Genomic DNA, 23,608 nt, shown 5'->3' on the forward strand with positions numbered 1-23,608 from the left:
CTTCGCCACCCATCTGCTCGAGGATGGCGTCGACATCCGCGTCATCCAGGTGCTGCTCGGCCATGCCAAGCTGGAGAACACCGCGCTCTACACCAAGGTGGCGAAGCTGTGCCGCAGCGTATGTGGGCTGACGTGCTTGCTGATCTGCGCGGCCTTGGCCGCTTCCTCGACAACCCGCGACAATTGCCGGGTCGAGATCGGCTTGGCGTGGGTCTGCCCCGGGAACAGCCAGCCGTCGGCCTGCATCACCCCCTGGCGCCGCCCCTCCTTCCACCAGTCGCGCAGCAGGGACAGCAGATCCGGCGAAAGCATGGCGTTGCGGTCACGCCCGCCCTTGCCGCGCTCGACCCGGATCAGCATCCGCTGGCTGTCGATATCGGTGACCTTGAGGGCGGCGACCTCGGCCACCCGTAACCCGGCGCCATAGGCGACCGACAAGGCCGCCCGGTGCTTGAGGCAGGTGGTCGCCGCCAGCAGCCGGGCCACCTCATCGGGGCTCAGCACCATCGGCAACCGGCGCGGGTACGAGACCCGGACCAGTTTGCACGACAGCTCCGGGCGGTCGAGCGTGGTGGTGAAAAAGAATCGCAGCGCCGCGACATGGCTGTTCATCGCCGGCGGCGGCATCCCGGCCTCACGCTGCTCGACCTGGAACTGCCGCACCTCCTCGGCCGTCGCGCTGCCCGGAGAACGCCCCAGGAAGACGGCGAAGCGCGAGACAATGCGCAGATAGTCGTGCTGGGTCTTGGCGCAGAACCCGCGCACGTTCATGTCCTCGATCATCCGCTGGCGCAGATCAGTGGGCGACGATGGCAAAACAGGCTTGGTCATGGGATGGCTCCTCTGGGATGGAAGAAGCCATCATCCTCAGAGCGGGCCGCCTAAACGCTCAACAAAAACCGCTGAGCCGAACCAAGCCACCGCCATCGCCACAAGCACCCGTCCCGCGATAGCGGGTTCGTTCTTCGGCCCATGTACGAACCCGCTTGCGCGGGATTGGTGCTGGTGGCTGTGAATAAGCGCCGAAGCGTGACCCTGGCAGGAAACTGTACAAGCTCTTGATATAATGGACGAAATGGCTCGCTGGCGGGGGGCACGATCGGCGCCAATCGGGACCCTAGACAAATCCTGATTCAGCCAATGTTTTCAATTGGTTGATTTGAGCAGGCGCGGGGTCACAGTTTGGCGCCTATTCAAAATGTATGGGACAATTCGGCAATGGAGAGCTTCTTCTCCTCGCTCAAAAACGAGCGCACGGCCCGTAAAACCTACCGCACCCACGACGATGCCAGGGCCGATGTGTTCGACAACATCGAGCGCTTCTATAACCCGAGACGCCGCCATTCCAAGCTAGGCTATCTCAGCCCCATGGAATTCGAAGCCAAGGCCGTGCTAGCTTAACTTACTGTCCACGAAACCGGCAGCAGCTCAAACCCGGCGGTCATCGGATAAGTTGCTTATCCACAAGCTGTCCTTTGTCTGGGGTCAACCGGCCAGGGCTGGCATGGCCGTAGTGTCGGCATCCTTCGCCGGGGCGGCGCGTCTCACCCTGAATTTCCCGACGAGCACAGCCAGCTCATCCGCGTCCTGGGCTAAGCTATGGCTGGCCGCGGTGGTCTGCTCCACCATCGCTGCATTCTCCTGGGTGACTTTGTCCATCTGACTGACAGCCGAATTCACCTCGTTCATGCCCGCCGCCTGCTCCTTCGCCGCTGCGGATATCTCGTTGATGATGGTGCTGAGCTGGGCCACGTGGTCGATAATCCGGCCCAGCGCCGCCCCTGTCTCATCAACCAGCTTAACGCCCGCCTCGACCCGCTGCCCCGCCGAAGAGATAATGGCATTGATCTGCTTTGCGGCCTCAGCCGATCGTTGCGCCAAGGACCGCACCTCGGTGGCGACAACGGCAAAGCCCCTCCCCGCATCCCCCGCGCGAGCGGCTTCAATCCCCGCGTTCAGAGCGAGCAGATTGGTCTGGAAGGCGATCTCATCGATCAGCCCGATAATTTCAGCGATCTGCTTGGAGGATGTCGCTATACCGTGGATGGCTTCGACCGTCTCCTTAACCACCTCATTGGAATGCTCGGCATCAGCCTTGGCGTCGGCGGCGATCTGGTTCGCCTTCGCCGCGCCTTCCGCGGTCTGCTGGACGGTCTCGGTGATCTGGTTCAGCGCGGCGGCGGTCTGCTCCAGCGCGGCAGCTTGGTGCTCAGTCCGCGAGGACAGGTCATCGGCCGCTTGCCTGATCTCGTTGGCGCCGCCCCGGACATGCTGCGTGTTGGCAGCGATCTCGACAATGGTTCTCTCCAGCGTTTCAACTGCGGCGTTGAAATCGGCTTTCAGCGCCCTGTAAGGCTCGGCTACATTGGCAGAGAAACGTCCTACGAGGTTGCCATGGACCAGAGCCGCAAGCGCGACCGCCAGACCGTCAACAACATCCTTTTGGTCATGCCCAGCGGCCTCAAACGCCGCCGTCAGGTCTTTGACTTTCCGGTCAAGCTGAGCTTGAAAGGCGTCGGCTTCGGCCTCCAGCTTAGCCTTGGTCTCGGCGTTCTCCGTGAAGACTTGCATGGACGAAGCCATAGCACCGACTTCATCTCCGCGGCCCAGGCCAGGTATCTTGACGTTCAGGTTGCCGCTGGAGAGCTTCCGCATGGCACCCGCCATATGAATGAGAGGCGTCACGACTTCGAGAATCAGATAGGTGACAACAATAAGGGCGCCAGACAGCATGACAACGACAACGCCGATAATCCACCAGATGCTGGCGGTGGCGGCCTGCTTCACCCGGCTGTTCCACTCCTCATTTTGAGCTTTTTGATAGGCGTAATCATCGGTGATCGCATCTTCGAAGGCGTTTTCCTGAACTTTCATGTCTTTCAGCGCCAGGCTTCCGGCGGCATCATGATTGCCGGCATCATCTAGGGAGGCCGCTTGCTCAGCCAATGAGTCCAGCTGTTCGAAGGCTGCTGAAAATGCCTCCCCATCCATGGTTTCCCGCCCCTGATTCATCGTCGGAACGTAGAGGTTCCACTGTGTCTCGAACTCCTCCTTGGCATGACTTTCAGCAGCCGCGAGATTGTCTTTCTCATCAGCTGGAAGGCCACTCAGCGTGGCGCTGTCACCAGTTGATACCGCATGGGCCATAACTGCCAAACTATAAAGCTGCCAAGCATCCCTCTCCATGATTGGCAGTGGCGCTGCATCCCTGACATTCTCATGCAAGCTTTGCGCATTATACGTCAGCAGATTTATGCGCGTGATCGTGAAGCAGCCTAGACCAACCGTGAATAGCATCATCGACGAAAACGCGAAAATAAACTTGTTTCGGATCGAAATATCATTGATTCCGAACATTATCGTATAGCCCTCGGTATTAAGATATCATAAGTCGATTGATGGCTACCATTCTAACTTACAGTTATTAACGGATGGTTAGCTTCTTCTTACCACCACTGCGAACCTCGCGGGGCTTACTCCCTTTCGCAACAGGCAATGGCGCTCGCGTCTGAAGTCCGCCCCCTCCGAGATGAGAATGAATCTTGTTGGTAATTCCCTGTTTTGAATTTCGTAGGAGTGTTGATTTCCGCTGAGATCTGACCCGGGAAGGCCGGATTTTTCCACTGAGATTTGACCCATGTTTGACTGTTTCCCCGTCTGGAACTGGCGGGGGCGAACGGAGTGTTGGACATGGCGTTTTTGAGCATTATCCGCCGGTGGCATAAGCGTGAGCATGTGCCGATCCGAAAGATTTCCCGGCGCACAGGCGTGTCGCGGAACACGATCCGCAAATATCTTCGGTCTGATGTGATTGAGTCGAAGTTTCAGCTACCGGACCGCCCGAGCAAGCTTGATCCTTTTGCGGAGAAGCTTTCGGCGTGGCTGCGCCGTGAAGCTGGCCGGCCGCGCAAGCAGCGGCGGACGGTCAAGCAGCTGTACGGTGATCTCGTCAGCCTTGGCTATGACGGTTCCTACAATCGTGTGGCGGGCTTTGCCCGGGCTTGGAAGGAGGAGTGCCAACGGCTGCAGCAAACCGCCGGCCGGGGAACCTTCGTGCCCTTGGCCTTTGCGCCTGGCGAGGCTTTCCAGTTCGACTGGAGCGAAGATTTTGCGATCATCGGTGGCGTCCGCGTCAAATTGCAGGTGGCGCACACCAAACTGTCGCATAGCCGGGCGTTCATCGTCCGGGCCTATCTGCTGCAGACACATGAGATGTTGTTCGACGCGCATAACCACGCCTTCCAGGCGCTCGGCGGCGTGCCGCGGCGCGGGATTTAGGACAACATGCGCACCGCCGTTGACAAGGTCGGCCGTGGCAAGGAGCGCAGCGTCAACGCCCGCTTCCTGGCGATGACCAGCCATTACCTCTTCGAGGCCGAGTTCTGTAATCGGGCCGCCGGCTGGGGTTCGGCCCGCCCCGCCACAGGTTCTAGGGGCGCAGGCCGAACGGGCAGGTTGAGAAGAACGTCCAGGATGCACGCCACCGCCTGTGGCAGTCCATGCCGCCGTTCGAAAGCTTGGACGCCCTGAACGGCTGGCTGGAGCGGCACTGCCGGGAGCTGTGGGAGCAGACCGCGCATGGCAGCGAGCCGGGAACCATTGCCGATGTCTGGGCTAGCGAGGTTGAGAGCCTCATGCCTGTGGGCCGCCCGTTCGATGGGTTCGTGGAACACACCAAGCGGGTCTCCTCGACCTGCCTGATCCACCTGGAGCGTAACCGCTACAGCGTGCCGGCCGCTTTTGCCAACCGGCCTGTCAGCCTGCGGGTCTATCCCGACAGGCTGGTGGTGGCGGCGGAGGGGCAAATCATCTGCGAGCATCCGCGCATCATCGACCGGACGCACAACGGCCCAGGGCGCACTGTGTATGACTGGCGCCACTATCTGGCGGTGATCCAGCGCAAGCCGGGCGCCTTGCGCAACGGTGCGCCGTTCCTGGAATTGCCCGCTGCCTTCAAGCGGCTGCAGCAACATCTCCTGCGCCGTCCTGGCGGTGACCGGGAGATGGTGGAGATCCTGGCCCTGGTGCTGCACCATGACGAGCAGGCGGTGTTGGTGGCCGTGGAACTGGCGCTGGAGGACGGCGTGCCGTCCAAGACGCATATCATCAACCGGCTCCACAGGCTGATCGACGGCAAACAGGCTCCGCCTCCGGTCATCACCGCGCCACAGGCACTGACATTGGCCAATGAACCCAAGGCTGACGTCGAGCGCTACGATAGCTTGCGCCAATCTGAGGAGGCCCGCCATGCGTCATGATCCCGCCGCCGGCGCCCTCGTCATCATGCTGCGCAGCCTGAAGATGCATGGCATGGCACAGGCCGTCGACGAACTGGCACAGCAGGGAGCCCCGGCCTTCGAGGCCGCCATCCCCGTGCTCTCCCAGCTGCTCAAGGCCGAGACCGCCGAGCGGGAGGTCCGCTCCATGGCCTACCAGCTCAAGGCCGCCCGCTTCCCGGCCTATCACGACCTCGCCGGCTTCGACTTCGCCAGCAGCGAGGTTAACGAAGCGCTGGTTCGCCGGTTGCACCGCTGCGAGTTCATCGAGCCTGCGGACAATGTCGTGCTCGTCGGCGGCCCAGGCACCGGCAAAACCCACATCGCCACCGCGCTCGGTGTGCAGGCCGTCGAACACTACAAAAAGCGTGTCCGCTTCTTCTCTACCGTCGAACTCGTCAATGCCCTCGAACAGGAAAAGGCGCAAGGAAAGGCCGGGCAGATCGCCAGTCGCCTCATCCATGCCGACCTCGTCATCCTCGACGAACTCGGCTACCTGCCCTTCAGTGCCTCAGGCGGCGCTTTGCTGTTCCACCTGCTCAGCAAACTCTACGAGCGCACCAGCGTTGCCATCACCACCAACCTGAGCTTCAGCGAATGGTCCGCCGTCTTCGGCGACGCCAAAATGACCACCGCGCTCCTCGATCGCCTCACCCACCACTGCCATATCCTGGAGACCGGAAATGACAGCTTCAGGTTCAAAAATAGCTCCGTGCAGAAACCACAAAAACGAAAGGAGAAAAATCCAGCCTTGACCCCATCATGAAACTCAAATCATAAACTATGGGCGGGTCAAATCTCGATGGAATTCCCGGGTCAGATCTCAGCGGAAATCAACATTCGGGGCAGCGCGCAAGGCCGCGCCGTCGATCCTGTTCATCGACGAGCTCGACTCCGTTGGCAGCCGCGAAAACGATTCCAAGCATGGTGAATGGTGGCGTAGCATCATCAACATGTTGCTCGAGGAGTTGGACGGCACGGCGGCACGCGAAGGCGTGATCGTCATCGGCGCCACGAATTATCTCAGAAATTTTGATCCGGCTTTAAAACGATCTGGCCGTTTGGACCGGGAAATCAACATCGGACTTCCTGATACTGCCGCCCTGGAGCGCATTTTTGCAGTTTACCTCGGTGCCGCGTTGCCAAAGCCGGATCTGGCGCGGCTGGCCAGCTTGGCCATCGGCCATACGGGAGCGGATGTGGCGGCGTGGGTCCGCCGGGCGCGGCGGACGGCTCGGGCGACGCGACGGGAAATCGTGTTTGAGGATGTTCTGCACGAAATTGTCGGCGAGACCGCCGAGCACGATCCTGCGGAGTTGTATCGCATCGCCGTGCATGAAGCCGGGCACGCGCTGATCGCCACGTTGCAAAATCCTGTCGCGCCACCATCATTGATGATTGGCCACGGGGGGCAGACAGCCCTCAGCGCCGCGTTCAAGCGCGTCATTACACCTACGCGCGTGGACAATATGTTGATGCTCGCGCTCGCCGGCCGCGCCGCCGAGGAGATCATTTGCGGCGAGGTCTCGGCCGGTGCTGGAGGGCCCGCGCATAGCGACCTCGCCAAGGCAACGCGACTCGCCGCCATGGCAGAGGCATCCTATTGCATCGGGTCGACGGGGCTGACCTGGACGGACTTGGACAACACCGAGCAACTCCAGGCGCAGCTCGCCATGCGGCCCGGTACCGAAGCGGCGGTGCGGCTCCGGCTCGACCAGGCATACGAGGCCGTCAAGGCGATCGTTGCGGCGCATCAGCCTGTGGTGGAAAAAACTCGCTGCCGCCTTGGTGGACAGGATCGTCCTGACTCCCGACGAGGTGGGCGAGATCATCCGGGCTGGGCTGGCGCTGGCTTAACCATAACGGCCCCGCCCGCTTCGCAAGAGTTGCAATCACTGCTCCATGAGGTAACCAACAGATGTATGTCAGTAAAACCGGAGACTTGGATACGATGGCACGAGGCCGGCCGCGCAAATCGGGCGAAACCACCACACCGGCGCAAAACCCCGCCCCGGAGGGCCAGTTGGCCCTGGAGCGCGACCTCTTCGCCGCCGCGGACAAGCTGCGCAAGAACCTGGAGCCCTCCGACTACAAGCACGTCGTCCTCGGCCTCATCTTCCTCCGCCACATCTCCCTGGCCTTCGAGGCCCGGCACGAAACCCTGCTGCGCGAAGACCCGGCCGCCGCCGAGGACCGCGACGAGTATATCGGCGAGAACATATTCTGGGTCCCCAAGCAGGCCCGCTGGTCGCATCTGGAGGCCAACGTGCCCCACAGCCCACCATCGGCAAGCTCATCGACGATGCCATGGCCGCCATTGAGGCCGAGAACCCCACGCTGAAAGGGGTTTTGCCGAAAGACTATAACCGCCCGGCGCTGGACAAGGTGATGCTGGGCGAGCTCATCAACCTCATCTCCGGCATCGCTTTGGGCGTCGAGGGTGCCAAGGCGCGCGACCTGCTGGGCCGGGTGTATGAATATTTCCTCGGCGGCTTCGCGGGCTCCGAGGGCAAGCGCGGCGGCGAGTTCTACACCCCCGCTCCGTCGTGCGCGTGCTGGTGGAAATGCTAGAGCCCTTCCCCGACCCGGCGCGCGGTGTCGAGGGCCAAGTGTACGACCCGTGCTGCGGCTCGGGCGGCATGTTCGTGCAGGCCGAACGCTTCTTGGAAGCCCATGGCGGCCGCATCGGCCAGCTCGCCGTCTAACCCCGGATAGCCGTAAACCATGCTTGAGCTATGTACCGGACTTCTGCGCCAAAATAGCCTGCCTAGCGCCTGGCGTTTGACCTTAATCTGACACTGCAACCGGAGTGAGCCTGACGTTAGGATAGGGTATACCTCACCGCGCCGCCCTCTCAAAGCATGCCATCGCCTTTTTTAGAATGCCCCGCTCCATGCGTACCCGCGACAGTTCGGCCTTCAACCGCGCCATCTCCACCTGCTCCGCCGTCAGAGTTTTGTCCAAAACGTCAGGCAATACGCCCGCAGCTTCCGCCTTCAGCCAGTTGTCCAGCAATTGCACCGGCATACCTATCAGGCGATTCGCTGTCGACACAGTCTCGCCGCCACGTACAAGCCGGACACCCTCCTGCTTGAACTCAAGCGTATACCGAGCCTTTACGCCGTCCTTCATCCAATGCCGCTTCACCGATTAGCTTCTGTCAGCCAGGGAGACGTCCGGCAAGGACAAAATCAATTTGAGGTTGCCACATACGGTTATTAAAAAATACTCTCCCTTCACGGGAAGTTTACTTGATGTCAACAACCTGAGATTGCAACTTATTATCACTGAACTTTTGGTTAGAAATTCGATTAACCCTGTCCGGGAGACAACTCCGTGGAAGAAAAGGCTTCTGAACTCGAAATGGCACTACGTCACTTCAAAAACCTCGAAGAGCGGGCTCGTTTAGCGGGGGAAAATCAAGACGCTGATTTTCTGCGCGCCAACACCGCTTTGGTTGAGGGTTATTTTCAATGTAATAACAACAACCCAAACCCGGTAGAGCTATCCACCGATAGAAAGAGAAGGCAAACCGGAGTTCAGGAAAAGCTCTTTGATTCTGTATAACGGCCGTAACTAAGGGTTATTTTCACCCATGGAGAGTCATTTCGAGCATGACCACTACAACAAGCCCCACTAGCTTAGTGACGCTGATCTCCTCGACGCTGGATAGTGGAATAACTCTTGGTCAGAATGGCTACGGCATGCAGCTAACCGTGACCAGCACGGGGGTGGTCCCAAGCATTTATGGCAACGCTCTATATGGCGATGCCGTCGCCAATGCCGGCACCGTCTCTGGTATCCAACTCCTCTACCAGGGCAATGTCACCAATACCGGAACACTGACAGGATATGTAACCATTACCGAGGGCAGCATCACCAATTCGGGAGTTGTCGATGGCTTGATCACCCTTGCCGACGGCGACATTACCAATATGGGGCTAATCAGTGGCGGCAGTATTGGCGTCAATGATTTAGATGGCGTGTTTCTCAACAGCGGCAAAATTACCGCTAGCAGTGAAGCCGTTAGCATCGGCCTCACCACGCTCATCAATACTGGCGTCATTGAGAGTCCTCTCACGGCACTTACGATCGGCGGTGAGGGGACGCTGATCAACGAGGGTACCGTCATAGGCGCTGTCATCGGGTCGTCGTTGGCCGGTGGCATGACGGTGATCGATACGCCGGGAGCGGTCTTCGACGGTACTGTTAATGGCATGGATTCAGGCACGCTTGTGCTGGCTGCGGGCGATGTCGGCAGCCAGCACAATAGCGGCAGTCTGGACATGGGGAGCAGCTTTACCGGCTTCCAGACGATTGACTTTGCATCTGGTTCGACCTGGACCCTTGAAGGCAGCATAGCCGAGCTGGCCGCGGGCCAAACAATCTCAGGCTTCGTCGCGGGTGACACGATCGTCATCGACGATTTCAATTTCACGGGCCTGAGCTACGTCACCGGCGAGGGGCTGGTGCTGCAAAGTCTCGGCTCGGCCATCACCCTCGACATCACCGGGAATGTGCAAGCCATCAGCGCCAGCGAGCGGGGTGCGGACACCGTCATCACGACAGGCGCCGCTCCCTGCTTCTGTAGGGGCACGCGCATTGCCACGGCACGAGGCAACGTGCCTGTGGAACGCCTGCGCATCGGCGACCTCGTGCGCACGGCGCATAATGGGTTCCGGCCCATAAGTTGGATCGGCACGCGCAGCTATGACGGCCGCTTCATTGCCGGCAACCATTTGGCCCTGCCGGTACGCATCCGCCGCCATGCACTCGGGTTTAACATCCCCTCGCGCGACCTCTTTATCTCCCCCGATCACGCCATCTGCGAGGGCGGCGTACTCATCCATGCCTGGCGCCTTGTCAACGGTGTCTCCATCACTCAGGCGCAGAGCGTAGGCTTGGTGGAGTATTTCCACATCGAGCTGGACAGCCACGACATCATTTTTGCCCACAACACCCCGGTGGAGAGTTTTCTCGATGCCGGCTGCCGGGAGCGCTTCCACACTGGCATTGGTACACCCGGCGCAGGCGTCGAGGCTTGCCGCCCGCGCGTGGAGGAGGGCTACTACCTAGCCCAAATCAAGGCGCGCATCGACGGCCGGGCCGGAATTCCCCCCGTGACGGCGCTCGGTGCCCTGCGCAGCTGCCTGGATGAAACCTCACCCCGCCTGCGCGGCTGGGCCCAGGATGTAAACGCGCCCGAAACCCCGGTGGAGTTGGAGGTTTTGTACAACGGACACATCGTCATGCGCTTTCTGGCTAATGCCTACCGCGAAGACCTCCGCCGCGCCGGGCTGGGCTCCGGCTCTCACGCGTTCGACATGCCGCTGACGCTACCATCGGGCGCAATAACAATCCGCCGCCGTGCCGACGGTTTTGAACTAGCCTCTGCCCACGTCAGGGCCGCATAGGCGTGGAAGTCTAGATAAGTCCTGAGTATTATACTTGAGCTTCCTGAACTTAACAAATCCCCGTGATGCCACCGCTATTGAAGTAGTGAAGATCAGAGGTATTTACTCCGAGCAGCGTTATCGTGGTACTATTGCCCAGTGTGATCAGGACGCCGTTTGACTGATTGGTGGCTCCAACTATGGGTATGGAATTATTGCCAGTATGATTCTCGTTAATAAGGTAAATGATTGATGGCGCACCACTGTCGAAGTTGGTGATAGTGTAGGAGCCGCCACTCTGACCTGCATTACTAACGTCGTAGACATTATATAGAGATCCCGCAGCGGCGCCGGTAATGGTTGTATTACAGGCTGTTCCGCCGGAGAGAAAGAAGGTCTGTTCGCCCGCACCGGCGGTTGAAACCATATCATTCCCAGCATCTGCGGAAATATAAAAGATATTGCTACCCGTGGCGGAGCTGGCGAGAAGCGTCTCGTTGCCTGCACCAGAATATAAAATATTGCGGGTGTTTGCATTCGGCAAGGAATTGAGGCCATTACCAGTTGCTGTGAGCACGTCACCATTACCGCCGCCGACCAGGGTCACCAGACCACTGCCGCCGGTCAAAGAATTGTTGCCAGTACTGCTGCCGACGTAGAGGCCGCCGCCCATCCCGCCAAAGGCGGTCACCGCGCCGCCACCTCCGGCTAGGACGGTCTGCGCCGCCGACGAGCCATTGATGAAATCAAGCGTGCTCGTCCCGTATAAGAATACTGAGACGGTGGCATTGTCGGTAGCATTGATGGTAGCGTTTCCACTAAAGATACTGACGGTGTTGATGCCGCCGGCTAGATTGACATGATCATTAGAGCCACTCAAGTCGGCGGAAATCCCTGGCATCTGACCGGTGACGAGCGTGGCTGAAGTGAACAAGCCGGAAACTGTGGCCATACCAGGATCAACATAATTACCTTGTATCTGGCCATTGACCTGAAGGCTGGCACTACCGGCAATGGTGATGTCCGAGGTGGCAAGTCCTGATGCTGTGTCAACCGTAAGCGCGCCACTTTGCAGATCAACACTGGCAGTACCAAGCATAATGCCGTTGGGCATCATGTTCAGCACATAAGCACCTCCAGTGATGCTAAGGTCGGCGGAGCCGCCAGCCTCTGTAAACAAAGTATTTACACCCGTATCGCCGCCAGCCACCACAGTATCATAGCTACCAGCAATCCTATTCACACCAGGCATGTCGTCCAGGCTGTAGCTGCCGGCACCTAGCGTAATCTGAAAATCATCATCCGTAGCCTGCACCTCGACAGTACCGGAACCTCCCATCACGGTACCCGCACTGGCACCAAGATTGACAGTATCAGCACCGCTGCCCCCCTTGAAGATCACTGAGCCGCCAAGTGACGCGTTGTAGACGACATCGCCACTAGCAGCGTTGATCGTGTCCCTCGCCTGAGCGCCAGCGTTGATCGTGGCACTGCCAGTAACAGTGATAGCATCATCACCATTGGAATCGACCCAGCTTTGACCGCCCAGCATCATGCTGGTGCTGGCATTGGCGCCGGTCTGGATGAAATTCAGCCCGCCGGCCAGGGTGATGACGCCACCGCCAGAACCAAGGGTGATCGACGCGCCGAGTGCATCGGCTTGTGAAGAGACGATTCGCACGGGAGCGGTATCGGAGGCACCCTCGAACACCAGGCCGCCAATGCCGGCATTGATACTATCCTGTGCGCTGGCACCCGCAGTGATCAGCAGCCCGCCGGCCCCAGATGAGATCGAATCGTCGCCGTTCGACGTCAAGGTATTGCCGATCACTAGGTCGGCGCCATCTGCCGCCACGGTGTCGCCACCCAGGCCGAAATACAGCAGATTGCTGGTGCCGACTTCGGTGGTAAGGATATCGGCTCCCGAGAGGGCAAACACCGTGGCATCGCCACTGCCCAGATCGGCGGTTAAGGCACCGCCGTCCGCCGGGAGCGTGGTCAGATAGGTAGTGCCTTGACCGCCTTGATAGGTCATGTTGCCAAGGCCACCGATCACAGTCATCGCGCCGGCGCCCGCAGTAATCGAGGTGTCTCCCGTTCCTGCCTCGATCAGATCGGCAACGCTGGCGATGCTAGTCTTAGCATCGACATCCATGCCGCCAGCCCCGCCCGCGACAGTGATATCACCACTGCCGAGCAGATCCAGCGTTGCCGATCCCACGCCCGTGCTGATATCCTCTGGCAGTGAGCCGCCCAACAGCGTGGTCTGCCCGTTACCAAGGAAGGCCAGGCTGGCCAGGCTTCCCATGGTGATGGTGTTGCTGCCGCCATTGTCGATCATCGTTTCGCCGGTCAGCGTCACGCCGCCCGTAGAGCCCGGGGGGGCAATAAAGCCGGCGGCCAAGGTCGTCACGCCACTGGGATCGGCTGGAATGAGATCGCTGAACAGTACTGGAATGTAGCGAGTATCGGTCAACTGTGCCGTCAGGTCAGTGACGGTGATCTCGATATTATCGTCCTGGCCGCTGGAGCTGGCGGCATAGCCGAGTTGGGCCAGATCTTGATTGACGCTGTCCAGATCGCCGGTCAGGATCAGTGCGGTTTCACCATTGACGGTTGCCGTGCTGGCACCAGTCAGGCTCCCCACGGTCACCAGACTGCCAAATTGCGTGGTCAAGGTGATTGACAGCCTGTCCGAGGCCAGGCTGTCAATGATGAAGGGCGCCAGCGTGCCGTCCAAGGCAATGGTGCCGCCGGTGCTATCCAGCACCAAATCAGGCGGTGCGCCGATATCGAGCGCCGACAGTATGCCGCTACCCACCAGCAGGCTACCGCTAATGACAATGGCACCAAGCCCTGCGGCGGTCTCGTCAAACGTGCTGGCATTGATGACGGCATTGTCAACGGCGTAGGGCTTGCTGTCATCGATACCGATGATCTGGCCGGAAGTGGAGGCACTCTGGTCAAGTACCAGATTGCCAATCAGGTCGCCGCCGGAAATACCAAGAGCCTGCCAGATACCAAGATCGGTATTGCCGGCCGATTGCGCCAGCACATTGTCTTCTTCAATGGCGTCGTAGACATCGGCGGAATAGTAGCCGCCGGTGGTGGCGCCAAGCGCGTTGTCGATATTGCCCTGCTGGGTGACGCTGGTTAATGTGGTTATGCCATAAGGGAAGAGGGGCGAAATCTGTGTCGCCAAGGCGGCAGCCGTCGCCGACCCGGAAATGAGGTTATCGATGACGCCATTATTGACCGCGGTACCATTACTATTGACGCCGGGATCTGATGCCTGGTCTTGGGCATTAGCATCAATCTGGACGGCCACACCACCCGCATAGACATCAGCCTCATTGAACAGCCAAATTTCATTATCGGCGATGTTAAGATTGGAAGGCCCAGACCAATTATCAAAGCCCGTACCGGCGCCGACAGCCAGATTGCCGGAGATTTCCACGTTCTCGGTATTGACCATCGCCACCGCGTTGCTGCCGCCGATGAAGACGTTGTTCTGAATGTCGACGTTGAACAGGTCGTTAAAGAAACTCGCCCGGGTGGCGTTGCCGAACATTGTGCCGTCCGCCGCCACCGTCGTGCCGTTCACGACGATGTTGCCGGTTGCGGCGAAGGTCATGCCCTCAATCGTGATATTACTTTCAGTGACTATGGACGGCACATAGCTTGAGAATGTTGTAGTTCTAATTGGAAATTCTGGATAAATAGCCAGCGTGCCATCGCTGTACACCGTGTCAACATTGGCCAGACCGCCGCCGTTTGCGATCGTCGAAAAGCCTCCGGTGGCGTTCGCTAAAGTGTAGGTGAAGCCTGTAGGATACTCGTTGGCGTTTTCAAACAGCGCGCCGACATTGTCGTTCAGCGCGCCGACGGTGGCATCAGTGCCGGTCACCGTCACATCAGAGGGGAGCAACACCGTACTAGCCAATCCATAATCGCCGGGATTGAAATCGACCGTGATGCTGACTCCGTCCGGCACCGACGCCAGTTCGGCATTCAACAGGGCAGAAACATCAACACTGGCGTCATTCGTGAAGCTACCGGGCGTGCCAACTTCGATTGTAACACTACCGATATTAACGCTGTCGGTTACATCAAGTATGCCGCCGTCCAAAATCACGCTGGCCATGGTCGCGCCGGCCAGCGCCATCAGCGTGCCGCCGTCCGTCACGGTCACTGTACCCGCTGTGGCGGAGCCAATAAGGTCGATCTGTCCATTGCCGATTGTAAGGTCACCAGCGCTGGCAGTGGACGTGAAACTGCCCTCCGCCTCATTAAGCGCCAACACGCCACCATTGAAATCAATCGCCCCGGCATTATCCACCGTGGCACCAGACATGGCCACCAGGAACCCGCCAGTAACCAGACTGGTATCCGTCATAGTGCCGCCGGCGGCGACGATGGCCAAGCCGCCACCTTGGATTACGATGCCACTGGAAAATCCACCAGCCTGGACCTCCAGCAGACCACCACTCCAAATATTGCCGCCAATGGCATCAGATATCACAATTTCCGTGCCAGACGGGTCAATATTGGTGCCGCTGGCCAGACCGCCATCGACCACCAACGTCGCGCCCACGCCAATGGCAGTGCCGTCAGCTTGGCCAGCGATGACGTCGGCATCGCCGCCGGTCAAATTCAGTCCACTTGCCGTACCGCCATCAACGACCGCAAGTCCGCTGATCCATCCCGTCGCTACCGTGCCGCCAGAAAAAATGGTCAGTGTGCCGCCGGCAGCGACGCCGGCATTACTCAGCGTGCCGCCAGGGAGCACATATTCCTCTTGGCCAGCGCCGATCCAGTTGCTGCTGGCCGACACCCCAAGATAATTGACCTGCGCTTTGACGTCTGCATAGCTTGGCATCGTCTCAACAACGACACCGGCAGTGACGATCTCACCGGCGCCGTTGACCGAGGCGGCAACAGCGCCTGGCATTTCGACCAGCAAGCCGCCTGCGGCGACGCTCGCCCCTACTAGGCTGGCGCCATCATTCAACAAGGCAGTGCCGCCGGATTCGACATTCAGATCGATTAATGTGCTGCCATCATAAGCGAATGCGAGACCGCCATTGAGCAAGGTGGTGCCTGTGGCGGTGCCGCCGTCAAAAACGAACTGCTCGCCCGCCGTACCCACCACCGCATCATTCGCTAGGCCGCCAAACAGCACATCCTGCTGGGCTTCTGAAAATGACTCCAAATTGACCGTGGTGCCAACGCCCAGCCCCCCAGTCAGCGTGGCGTTATTGTCGGCGCCACCCGCATAGATCAATTCGGCGGCGCCCGCTTTCAGCGTGGTGTCATTGGCCGTGCCACCGGTATAGATCAGGATGTCGGCGGCATAATTGATCTGATTGTCCATGGCAGTGCCGCCGAAATCAATCTCCAGATCGCTGCCGGCGTTCAGTGTCGATGTTGAAACTAGCCCCCCGGCACTGACGATAAGCAGGGGGTTGGGCTGCTGCACATTGTCGCTTTCGGTGACGGCGCCGGACACCAGGCCACCATCGACATTGATCGTGCTATTCCACCCCAGATATGGGTCAAGCACCTGGCCGCCAGTCAGCACCACAATAGTGTCGCTAGTGTTGGTCAGGCTTGGACTTGTTACCACGCCAGCCGCCTCGACGGTGATCAGGTTGTCGTAGCCAAGCGTCGGCGATACCATGGTTTCGCCGGCCGGCACCAAAAGCGTAGTGTAATTGGCAAGGGTCTCCGCAGCGATAATCGTGCCTAAGGCCAAGGTGGCGGCACCGCTGACCGTAGCGCTGGTCAAAACGATGCCTGTAGCGTTTTATTAACGTTCAAGCCAGCAAAGACGATTGATGGCATGTCGCCACTCCTGAAAAACAACCGTTTTGGTACGATGAAGACAACACAATGATGGGTGAAATTGGCTAACGGTGGATAAATTTGTTGGCCAGCTCGCCTATCGCCACGGGCAATGGTGGCTGCAATCAGGGCGCTCCGATGCCCAGCCGGTGGCCGTGGCCGGAGATGAGGCAGAGGTGTAAGCCATGCCGGTCTTTGGCCTGATCGACGGCAACAGCTTCTACTGCTCCGCCGAGCGGGCCTTTGCACCCGAGCTGCGCGGCGTGCCGCTGGTGGTGCTGAGCAACAATGACGGCTGTGCCACCGCCCGCACCAAGGAAGCCAAGGCGCTCGGCATCAAGATGGGCGAGCCCTGGCACCTCGCCCAGCGCCGCCCCGAGTGCAAGGCCGTGGAATGGCGCTCCAGCAACTACCCGCTCTATGGCGATATGAGCCGCCGCATGTACGAGGTGCTGGCCGCCCATGTGCCGCAGGTGGAGCCCTACAGCATAGACGAGATGTTCCTCGACCTCGCTGGGATGACCGACCTGGAGGCGTTCTGCCGGCGGCTGCGCGACGAGGTGCGGCGCGTGGCCAAGATCCCCACTTGCGTTGGCATCGGGCCGAGCAAGACCATTGCCAAGCTCGCCAACCGCATCGCCAAGGACGATTTTACCCTGCGCGGCGTGTGCGACCTGCGCGACGAAGCCGCCCGAGCCATTTGGTATGATGAGCTGCTCGTCAGCATGGTCTGGGGCATCGGCGGCAAGACCGTGGAGAAGCTGAACCGCCTCGGCATCACCACTATCGCTGATTTTGTGCAGTTGGAGCCGCAGCAGGTGCGCGACATCCTCACCGTGACCGGCGCGCGGGTCCAGGCCGAACTGCGCGGGCAGAGCTGCCTGCCCCTCACGCTGATGCCACCGCCGCGCCAGGCCATCGCAGTGACACGCTCCTTCGGGCGGTTGGTCACGTCTTGGGGCGACATGCGCGAGGCCGTAGCGGCCTTCGCCACCCGCGCCGGTGAGAAACTGCGCGGCGAAGGGCTGGAGGCTGGACATCTCTCGGTGTTCGCTCACACCAGCCCGCATAATGGCGACGACTGGTACAGCGGCGCGAGGGCGGCGCAGATTGAGCCGACGGCGGATACGCTCGCCCTGGTGGGCAACGCCGTGCGGCTTCTCCGGGCCTTCTGGCGGCCTCGCTATCGCTACTTCAAGGCGGGCGTCATGCTGGGCGAATTGGCTCCCGCCAGGAAGCAAGCGGGGATGTTCGCCACGCGCGATGTCGAGAAATCCGCCCGCGCGATGGCGGCGCTCGATGCCGTCAACGCCCGCTTTGGCCGTGGCACGCTGCACCCGGCGGCGACGGGCATGTTCAAGGCTTGGGCGGGGCGGCAGGCGCGGCACTCGCCACGCTACACCACACGGGCCAAGGAGATGCTGGTCGCGAAGGCGTTTTAGCGCCTTGGCGAAAGAATGTCGTGTCCATCATGGCGCTGGTCCCGAGTATGAAGGCTCCTCGACCGTCAGCGGTTCCACCATCTGGACATCATGCTCTACATGTTTGGCCGTAAGGCCGAACAGACAACCAATGAACCAAGCCAATAGGCGAACCAGCCACAGCGCGAGCGCCTCAATGGCGCTAATGGCGGGGCTGAACTCAGGCTCATTCAGCATCATCTCCACCCTGGCCTCTTCGGCGCGTTGTCGCAAAGCGGAACCTGGGTCAAGCAGTGCAGTCCAGGCTACGATGCGGTCGATTTGTTGCTGGAATTCTGGTTCATCAAGGATGCCTTCAAGTCGGCAATCTGCAGCTCGAGCTCGGCCAACCGCTCGTCGAGAGCCACTTGGCCTTTGAGGAGCTGCCCGTTTGATTTGGCGATCGCCTCCAGCAATGAAAGAATTTTTTCCAGGTTGGTGCGTTCCCCTGGCCGGGGCGTCACCAATTGCTCCATGAGAGTTTTCAACGTCTCGGTGTTGTTCAGCGCGTGCAAAGTCGCTGACTATGGCGCGGTCAAGCCGAAGCCGTCCACTCGCCCCACGATCAGCTGACGATGTTCTTGCCAATCGGCTGTGGCGCCGGGTTTTTGTTTCAGAAGGTCGACGATAATCTTGGGTGTCCAAGCTGGCAGCGCCGGCATTCTGGTTTTCGGCATGGGGGGCGGCTCCTAAGGGGTGATGTAAAGGTAGTTTGAGGTTCGCAATCCGCGCCTGAACCTCTTTGGCTTTGATCCTCGTGCCGGCGGCAGCACTGGCCATACCGATCATTCGCGTGAGGCTGTGAGCACCGCCAGCAAGGTCAACAAGCACCGGCACTTTATCGCCCATAGCCAGCCGCAGCCCCTGCCGTGCCAGAGTGGCGGCAAAATCCTCGCCCGACGCGGTATCCTGCCACGCGGCAAGCGCCACGGAAGCAATCACGTGCGGGTCCATGCCAGTGCGTTCAAATTGATGACGCTCACCAGGTGTCACGTCGGCGACTGGGCGCGCGACTGTTGTCAGTCCTGCGGCTTCAATGGACCGGAGAACCTCAAGCCTGCCTTCTTTCTTTAAGGCCGCGGAAACCGCCCAATTATGTCGGCCAGCAATATGGCGGCCACCGAATTCGACCTCGACGACGCGGCTGAGCTTTTCACGCCGCGCATAGTCGCAATCCAGCGGGATGACCGTTCCATTCCGGCGAACGCGGGAATAGACACGGTGATCATGTGCCCGGCCATGTTTGATATGGATGGCTTCCACGAAGGGCTGGTTCTGAAAGCCAAACTCCTCTTCAAGGAGCTGCCAATAGCGTTCATGCTGTTGCTCGGTCCATGGCAACTCGGGATCCAGATGCACATGATAGAGCGGCTGTTTCGACCGCGCGTGTGAAGCGATCCGTGTCAACTCGGCGATGGCCGCTTCAATATCTTCTGAAACAACGCCCCTGGTGGCGCCGAGCCGCACTTCCTCGTTCTGGCGAGCACGGCGGCGATCGGCCAGATGCCGACCCAGCGCCGGTCCGCCACGGCCACGTGTTGCCCCGCTAATTACCGCGCCCGTGGCCATAACTTCTCCTTGAGCTTGTCGAGCTCCAGGACGGCGGATTTTATGCTTGGAATCAGCGCCTCGATCGCGGCATGCTCAGCAGGGCGGCCATCTTTGCGGGAGGCCACGGCAGCCTGAACCAGCGCACCACACAACTCTGCGACGACCTCGCGTAGGTGTGCCACCTCCAGCACCAGCTCTGGTGCCTGCCCCCGTGTGGTTACAGGCCCAGGAGAAATGCCTAGCGCATCAGCAATGAGGCGCCGCAACCATGTTGCCGCCGACACCTGTTCAGCCACAGCGTAGGTCGCTACCGCGGCCTGCTGCTCGGCCGTCAGGCGCACCAGCACCTGTCCGGTAAGCTTGCGCTTTTCAGAACCGCTGCGAGGCATATTCAGCCTCCATGGCGCCGACGGGCCAACGGGGGTCCACGGGGGCGGAGCCTCCTGGCCAGCTATCACCCCGCGCTTGCGCGGATACGGTGATATGGCTGGCTAACAATTGTTTGTCGCAATAGTTCATAAATCGACGATACGTAGATAGCCCGCATACCACCTAATATTTTCTACCTTTATTTTTGTTGCGGCTTGTATCAGGTGCATTTCGAGCGCTTTTTTTGCTTTTTTACATTTTGAATGTATCTGGAATTTTGCTGGATCTTTCAAAACACGATTTTTCTATGCGTTCCTCTGTCGCCGTTCTTATACAAATGGCGTGGCAAAGAAACGCACATCGCACTCCACTATGGAGCGCTGCGGATATGAGGCTCAGACAATAACGTCTGAGCTCATTTCAGCTGCCTCCCCTTCAGAGGCCACGCCTCCAGGTCTTGGTCTTGGTCTCGCTGGCTTACAGGCTGGCACTGGCAAACAGGCTTTGCGAGCCCTTGTTGAGCTGCTGGCTCGCGCGGCTGCCGTTGAGTTTGTCGCCAATCATCTTGGTCAGCCTGCGCCCAACGTCCGGCTCACGCTCTCCTCGGACGCCGATGATACCCCGCCGGCCAAAAACGGATCGAATCTCAAATAAAAAAGGTTCCCAGCAATCCGGTTTTATGTTTACCCTGCCGCCCCGCCCTATCCCCGGAGTTTATAATGCCCACGCGCGCGGTGATTTATGCCCGGTACTCCAGTGACCAGCAGCGCTCGGCCTCCATTGCCGACCAGGTCGAAGTCTGCCGCCGCTATATTGAGCGGCAAGGCTGGGCACTGACCGGCACCTATGACGATGCGGCCGCGAGTGGCGCCAGCACCCTCACGCGCTCGGGCTATCAGCGCCTGATGCAGGCCGCCCAGGCCAGCGCTTTCGATGTGGTGGTAACCGAGGCTATCGACCGGCTTGGGCGCAACCTGTCCGATGTTGCCCACTGCTTTGACCAACTGAGCTTCCGCCGCGTGCAGTTGCACGCTGTCAACCTTGGCCAGGTCACGCAGCTCCATATCGGCATCATGGGCACAATGGCGCAACTGCAGTTGACCGATCTCGGCCAAAAGACCAGACGCGGGCAGCTCGGCCGCGTCCGAGCCGGCAAGATCCCCAGCGGGCTGGCTTACGGGTATGATGCCGTCCCTCCCCCCCAGGCAGTCAGGAAGCCGGCGAACGGCGAATCAACCCGGAGCAGGCCGAGATCGTTCGGCGGATCTTCCGCGACTACGCCGCCGGCAAGGCGCCGCGCACCATCGCCGCTGAGCTCAACAAAGAGGGCATCCCCGGCCCAGGTGGACGCCCGTGGGGCGACACCATGATCAGGGGCCAAGCGGATCGCGGCACCGGCGTCCTGAACAACACTTTATATACGGGCCAGCTGGTCTGGAACCGCTGTTCCTACGTCAAGGACCCCAGCACCGGCAAGCGCGTCGCCCGGCCCAATCCCATGGACCAGCACGAGATCGCGTGCGTGCCCGAGTTGCGGATCATCGACGACGAACTGTGGCAGCAGGTCAAAGCCCGGCAGGCGGTGGTGCGCACCGAGATGGGCAAGGACGAGACCGGCAACGCGCTAAACCGCGTGCACCGGCGCAAATTCTTGCTCAGTGGCCTGCTACATTGCGGCTGCTGCGGCGCCCCCTATGCCGTTCTTGGCAAGGACCGCTTCGGCTGCAGCACGCACCGCAGCAAAGGCACCTGCGGCAACGACATCACCATCAACCGCCAACGGATCGAGGCCAGGGTGCTGGCGGCACTGCAGAGCAGGATGCTCACGCCCGAATTGGTCGAGCATTTTGTCAGAACCTTCGAAGACGAGGTTACCCGCCGACAGCGGGAAGCCAGCAGCACCCAAGCCCGGCTGCAACCCCAGATGGCAGCCGTTCGGCGCAAGCTGGGAGGCGTGCTGCGGGCGATCGAAGATGGCGCGTGGAATGATAGCCTGAAGCAGCGTCTCGTCGAATTGGAGGTGGAGAAGCAGCAGGTCCAGGATCAGCTCGCCGCCACGACGGCACCGGACAACACCGTACGCCTGCATCCGAACGCGGCAGCGCTCTATGCGGCCAAGGTTGCCAACCTGCAGGCATCGTTGAACGACGAGACGATCCGCTCCGAGGCGGCCGAGAGCCTCGGCAATCTTATTGAGAAGGTGGTGCTCACCCCCGACGCCGGCGCGCCGGACGGCTTGGCGGCCGAACTGCATGGCGATCTGGCGATGATCCTGACGCTGGCCGCGTCGCCTGACAGCGCAAAATTGCCTGGAATTTCAGGCAGTAAAAACTCCCGGTCACGATCTGTTCCCGGGAGTCAACTATCGGTGGTTGCGGGGGCCAGATTTGAACTGACGACCTTCAGGTTATGAGCCTGACAACAATTAACTTTTCTCAAATGAGTTCTTTGATATTTAGAAGCCATGTGCCATATGCCCTAATAAATGCACTAAAAAATCCTTCATTTTTCGTTTTTTCACCCCAAAGTGCCCTAACTGCTCTGCCTCCACAAAAAATACCGCTTGAGCGATACAGCAACGCAGCGGGATCGAAGAACCTGGGCCCTCGAACATTCACTGTGAATCGGCGTCACGCCGTGACCCTATAAAACGCAGCCAAATATGATGGCCGGCGCGCCGATAGGCGCCGAAACCCCTTGCGATCTACAGTCAACACCACTCGTGAGGCACATTATCGAGGCGTTCCTGAAGGAGTCGCCGGGGCAAGCTCGTGTGGGAAACGCCGTATAGCTGCTACCCTGCATATTCTTTTCTACTTGCTCATCGTTCTATAGTTGAGGAAGATGGGCGGATGCCTACAAATAACCCGAAGAAGCTTTCCAAGGACGAGACGGCAGAGCGTTCAGAGAGGCGCTTACAATATGGCGCCTTGACCTACCGCGTGACTGAGGCGGCGGGCTTGGAAATTCTCTTGGTGACGAGCCGTCGGACAAAGCGATGGATTATTCCCAAGGGGTGGCCAATCAAAGGGCTAAAGGCGCACGAAGCGGCCGAGCGCGAGGCATACGAAGAAGCGGGCGTCTACGGCAAAGCTGCAAGCAAGCCGTTTGGCAGCTACGTATACAGCAAGCTGCTCGACGCCAAAGCCATTGTGGTGCCCTGCGAAGTGAGCGTTTTCGCATTACGTGTCAGAGGTCAGGACCAGGTTTGGCCCGAGTTTCACCAGCGGGAAGCTCGCTGGTTCACGCCCGATGACGCGATAGCTTCAGTGGACGAGGACGGGTTGAGGGCACTGATCGCCGCGTTCGCTGCTAGCGGGCGGGATAGCAATGAACGGGCACCTCAGAAGTCCGACGCATAGTCGCCAAGCCGTCCAGACACGACACCAGAACGCCGCGGCACGACGACACGACGCACCCGGCTAACGCGGCAAAACGTATCATGTTGGTCATATTCGCCCTCGCGCCATGTTGTGTTCGCTAGTGCTGTCACGGCATCCGGTCCCTAGACCGGGCCGAGTGAGCGTTCTCAGAGGACCTTCAAAAATTCCGGTAAAGTCTCCGTTCTTGTTGTTCAGTTTTGATACAAGATCGTGCCCCACCGCGTGGTGTAGGAGCGGTTTCCTGAGCAGCATTGGCTGCGTTGTCAGGCTGCCATTTCTGGCAAGCTGACGTGGGGAGTATCGCTCAAAGGCGCCATGGTTTCCAGCGTCAT

General features: G+C 59.8%; 15 protein-coding genes, 1 tRNA gene and 6 pseudogenes. 14 read left to right on the forward strand and 8 right to left on the reverse strand.

Annotated features, from left to right (window positions below; genetic code table 11):
* Positions 1-103, forward strand: a pseudogene (locus tag ACLPJJ_RS01595) (tyrosine-type recombinase/integrase); the annotation flags it as partial.
* On the opposite strand, the gene ACLPJJ_RS01600 reads toward ACLPJJ_RS01595, so the two are convergent.
* A complete protein-coding gene (locus tag ACLPJJ_RS01600) occupies positions 88-831 on the reverse strand; it encodes a site-specific integrase (RefSeq protein ID WP_443588992.1) in 744 nt (247 codons plus the stop codon). The pseudogene ACLPJJ_RS01595 and the gene ACLPJJ_RS01600 overlap by 16 nt on opposite strands.
* A gap of 363 nt (positions 832-1,194) precedes the next feature.
* On the opposite strand from ACLPJJ_RS01600, the pseudogene ACLPJJ_RS01605 reads away from it, so the two are divergent.
* Positions 1,195-1,401 (forward strand): annotated as a pseudogene (locus tag ACLPJJ_RS01605) (IS3 family transposase); the annotation flags it as partial.
* An 84-nt stretch (positions 1,402-1,485) separates the two neighbouring features.
* On the opposite strand, the gene ACLPJJ_RS01610 reads toward ACLPJJ_RS01605, so the two are convergent.
* Positions 1,486-3,357, reverse strand: coding sequence for a HAMP domain-containing methyl-accepting chemotaxis protein (locus ACLPJJ_RS01610; RefSeq protein ID WP_443588993.1), 1,872 nt, complete (start codon positions 3,355-3,357; stop codon positions 1,486-1,488).
* A 333-nt stretch (positions 3,358-3,690) separates the two neighbouring features.
* Between ACLPJJ_RS01610 and istA the strand changes: the two are divergent.
* From istA to ACLPJJ_RS01625, 3 genes and pseudogenes are all read left to right on the forward strand, one after another.
* Positions 3,691-5,258 (forward strand): annotated as a pseudogene (gene istA, locus ACLPJJ_RS01615) (IS21 family transposase).
* Positions 5,248-6,042, forward strand: coding sequence for an IS21-like element helper ATPase IstB (gene istB, locus ACLPJJ_RS01620; protein WP_443588994.1), 795 nt, complete (start codon positions 5,248-5,250; stop codon positions 6,040-6,042). Before istA ends, istB begins: the two are co-directional and overlap by 11 nt.
* 10 nt (positions 6,043-6,052) lie before the next feature.
* Positions 6,053-6,301: pseudogene (locus tag ACLPJJ_RS01625) on the forward strand (AAA family ATPase); the annotation flags it as partial.
* Between the two features lie 18 nt (positions 6,302-6,319).
* Here the strand turns inward: ACLPJJ_RS01625 and ACLPJJ_RS01630 are convergent.
* Complete coding sequence (locus ACLPJJ_RS01630) at positions 6,320-6,625, reverse strand: hypothetical protein (RefSeq protein WP_443588995.1); 306 nt, start codon at positions 6,623-6,625, stop codon at positions 6,320-6,322.
* Between the two features lie 27 nt (positions 6,626-6,652).
* Between ACLPJJ_RS01630 and ACLPJJ_RS01635 the strand changes: the two are divergent.
* From ACLPJJ_RS01635 to ACLPJJ_RS01645, 3 genes and pseudogenes are all read left to right on the forward strand, one after another.
* Positions 6,653-6,973 (forward strand): annotated as a pseudogene (locus ACLPJJ_RS01635) (hypothetical protein); the annotation flags it as partial.
* Positions 6,974-7,227: 254 nt separating this feature from the next.
* The gene (locus tag ACLPJJ_RS01640; RefSeq protein WP_443588996.1) at positions 7,228-7,617 is read left to right on the forward strand and encodes a type I restriction-modification system subunit M N-terminal domain-containing protein; all 390 of its coding nucleotides are present in this window, start codon (positions 7,228-7,230) and stop codon (positions 7,615-7,617) included.
* Positions 7,618-7,664: 47 nt separating this feature from the next.
* A pseudogene (locus ACLPJJ_RS01645) lies at positions 7,665-7,981 on the forward strand (N-6 DNA methylase).
* Positions 7,982-8,114: 133 nt separating this feature from the next.
* Here ACLPJJ_RS01645 and ACLPJJ_RS01650 read toward each other — a convergent pair.
* Positions 8,115-8,408, reverse strand: coding sequence for a transposase (locus ACLPJJ_RS01650; RefSeq protein WP_443588997.1), 294 nt, complete (start codon positions 8,406-8,408; stop codon positions 8,115-8,117).
* 204 nt (positions 8,409-8,612) lie between these two features.
* On the opposite strand from ACLPJJ_RS01650, the gene ACLPJJ_RS01655 reads away from it, so the two are divergent.
* Both ACLPJJ_RS01655 and ACLPJJ_RS01660 read left to right on the forward strand, forming a co-directional pair.
* A complete protein-coding gene (locus ACLPJJ_RS01655) occupies positions 8,613-8,843 on the forward strand; it encodes a hypothetical protein (protein WP_443588998.1) in 231 nt (76 codons plus the stop codon).
* A gap of 137 nt (positions 8,844-8,980) precedes the next feature.
* A complete protein-coding gene (locus ACLPJJ_RS01660; protein WP_443589000.1) occupies positions 8,981-10,690 on the forward strand; it encodes a Hint domain-containing protein in 1,710 nt (569 codons plus the stop codon).
* 49 nt (positions 10,691-10,739) lie between these two features.
* On the opposite strand, the gene ACLPJJ_RS01665 is transcribed toward ACLPJJ_RS01660, so the two are convergent.
* On the reverse strand, positions 10,740-16,457 hold the full coding sequence (locus ACLPJJ_RS01665) for a hypothetical protein (protein ID WP_443589001.1): 5,718 nt from the start codon (positions 16,455-16,457) through the stop codon (positions 10,740-10,742).
* A gap of 241 nt (positions 16,458-16,698) precedes the next feature.
* On the opposite strand from ACLPJJ_RS01665, the gene ACLPJJ_RS01670 reads away from it, so the two are divergent.
* The gene (locus ACLPJJ_RS01670) at positions 16,699-17,955 is read left to right on the forward strand and encodes a Y-family DNA polymerase (protein ID WP_443589002.1); all 1,257 of its coding nucleotides are present in this window, start codon (positions 16,699-16,701) and stop codon (positions 17,953-17,955) included.
* A 27-nt stretch (positions 17,956-17,982) separates the two neighbouring features.
* Here ACLPJJ_RS01670 and ACLPJJ_RS01675 read toward each other — a convergent pair whose 3' ends face one another.
* Together ACLPJJ_RS01675 and ACLPJJ_RS01680 are read right to left on the reverse strand one after the other, a co-directional pair.
* Positions 17,983-19,542 carry a relaxase/mobilization nuclease domain-containing protein gene (locus ACLPJJ_RS01675; RefSeq protein WP_443589003.1) on the reverse strand — a complete coding sequence of 520 codons (1,560 nt, stop codon included), beginning with the start codon at positions 19,540-19,542 and terminating at the stop codon, positions 17,983-17,985.
* On the reverse strand, positions 19,524-19,913 hold the full coding sequence (locus tag ACLPJJ_RS01680) for a hypothetical protein (protein WP_443589005.1): 390 nt from the start codon (positions 19,911-19,913) through the stop codon (positions 19,524-19,526). The genes ACLPJJ_RS01675 and ACLPJJ_RS01680 overlap by 19 nt, the downstream gene beginning before the upstream one ends.
* Before the next feature lie 699 nt (positions 19,914-20,612).
* Between ACLPJJ_RS01680 and ACLPJJ_RS01685 the strand changes: the two genes are divergently transcribed.
* Together ACLPJJ_RS01685 and ACLPJJ_RS01690 are read left to right on the forward strand one after the other, a co-directional pair.
* Complete coding sequence (locus ACLPJJ_RS01685) at positions 20,613-21,263, forward strand: recombinase family protein (RefSeq protein ID WP_443589006.1); 651 nt, start codon at positions 20,613-20,615, stop codon at positions 21,261-21,263.
* Positions 21,158-22,306 (forward strand): recombinase family protein, encoded by a 1,149-nt coding sequence (locus ACLPJJ_RS01690; protein WP_443589008.1) that lies wholly within the window; start codon positions 21,158-21,160, stop codon positions 22,304-22,306. The genes ACLPJJ_RS01685 and ACLPJJ_RS01690 overlap by 106 nt, the downstream gene beginning before the upstream one ends.
* On the opposite strand, the gene ACLPJJ_RS01695 is transcribed toward ACLPJJ_RS01690, so the two are convergent.
* Positions 22,263-22,420, reverse strand: a tRNA-Met gene (locus tag ACLPJJ_RS01695). The genes ACLPJJ_RS01690 and ACLPJJ_RS01695 overlap by 44 nt on opposite strands.
* A gap of 325 nt (positions 22,421-22,745) precedes the next feature.
* Here ACLPJJ_RS01695 and ACLPJJ_RS01700 point away from each other — a divergent pair.
* A complete protein-coding gene (locus tag ACLPJJ_RS01700; protein WP_443589007.1) occupies positions 22,746-23,255 on the forward strand; it encodes an NUDIX hydrolase in 510 nt (169 codons plus the stop codon).
* Positions 23,256-23,608: the final 353 nt, after the last annotated feature.

Source organism: Acidocella sp., assembly GCF_052326845.1.
GTDB lineage: Bacteria > Pseudomonadota > Alphaproteobacteria > Acetobacterales > Acetobacteraceae > Acidocella.

Bases quoted from the DNA above. Each gene is read 5' to 3' on its own strand.
- ACLPJJ_RS01600 (WP_443588992.1), bottom strand. From the start codon at position 831: ATGACCAAGCCTGTTTTGCCATCGTCGCCCACTGATCTGCGCCAGCGG.
- ACLPJJ_RS01610 (WP_443588993.1), bottom strand. From the start codon at position 3,357: ATGTTCGGAATCAATGATATTTCGATCCGAAACAAGTTTATTTTCGCG.
- istB (WP_443588994.1), top strand. From the start codon at position 5,248: ATGCGTCATGATCCCGCCGCCGGCGCCCTCGTCATCATGCTGCGCAGC.
- ACLPJJ_RS01640 (WP_443588996.1), top strand. From the start codon at position 7,228: ATGGCACGAGGCCGGCCGCGCAAATCGGGCGAAACCACCACACCGGCG.
- ACLPJJ_RS01650 (WP_443588997.1), bottom strand. From the start codon at position 8,408: ATGAAGGACGGCGTAAAGGCTCGGTATACGCTTGAGTTCAAGCAGGAG.
- ACLPJJ_RS01660 (WP_443589000.1), top strand. From the start codon at position 8,981: ATGCAGCTAACCGTGACCAGCACGGGGGTGGTCCCAAGCATTTATGGC.
- ACLPJJ_RS01670 (WP_443589002.1), top strand. From the start codon at position 16,699: ATGCCGGTCTTTGGCCTGATCGACGGCAACAGCTTCTACTGCTCCGCC.
- ACLPJJ_RS01675 (WP_443589003.1), bottom strand. From the start codon at position 19,542: ATGGCCACGGGCGCGGTAATTAGCGGGGCAACACGTGGCCGTGGCGGA.
- ACLPJJ_RS01680 (WP_443589005.1), bottom strand. From the start codon at position 19,913: ATGCCTCGCAGCGGTTCTGAAAAGCGCAAGCTTACCGGACAGGTGCTG.
- ACLPJJ_RS01685 (WP_443589006.1), top strand. From the start codon at position 20,613: ATGCCCACGCGCGCGGTGATTTATGCCCGGTACTCCAGTGACCAGCAG.
- ACLPJJ_RS01700 (WP_443589007.1), top strand. From the start codon at position 22,746: ATGCCTACAAATAACCCGAAGAAGCTTTCCAAGGACGAGACGGCAGAG.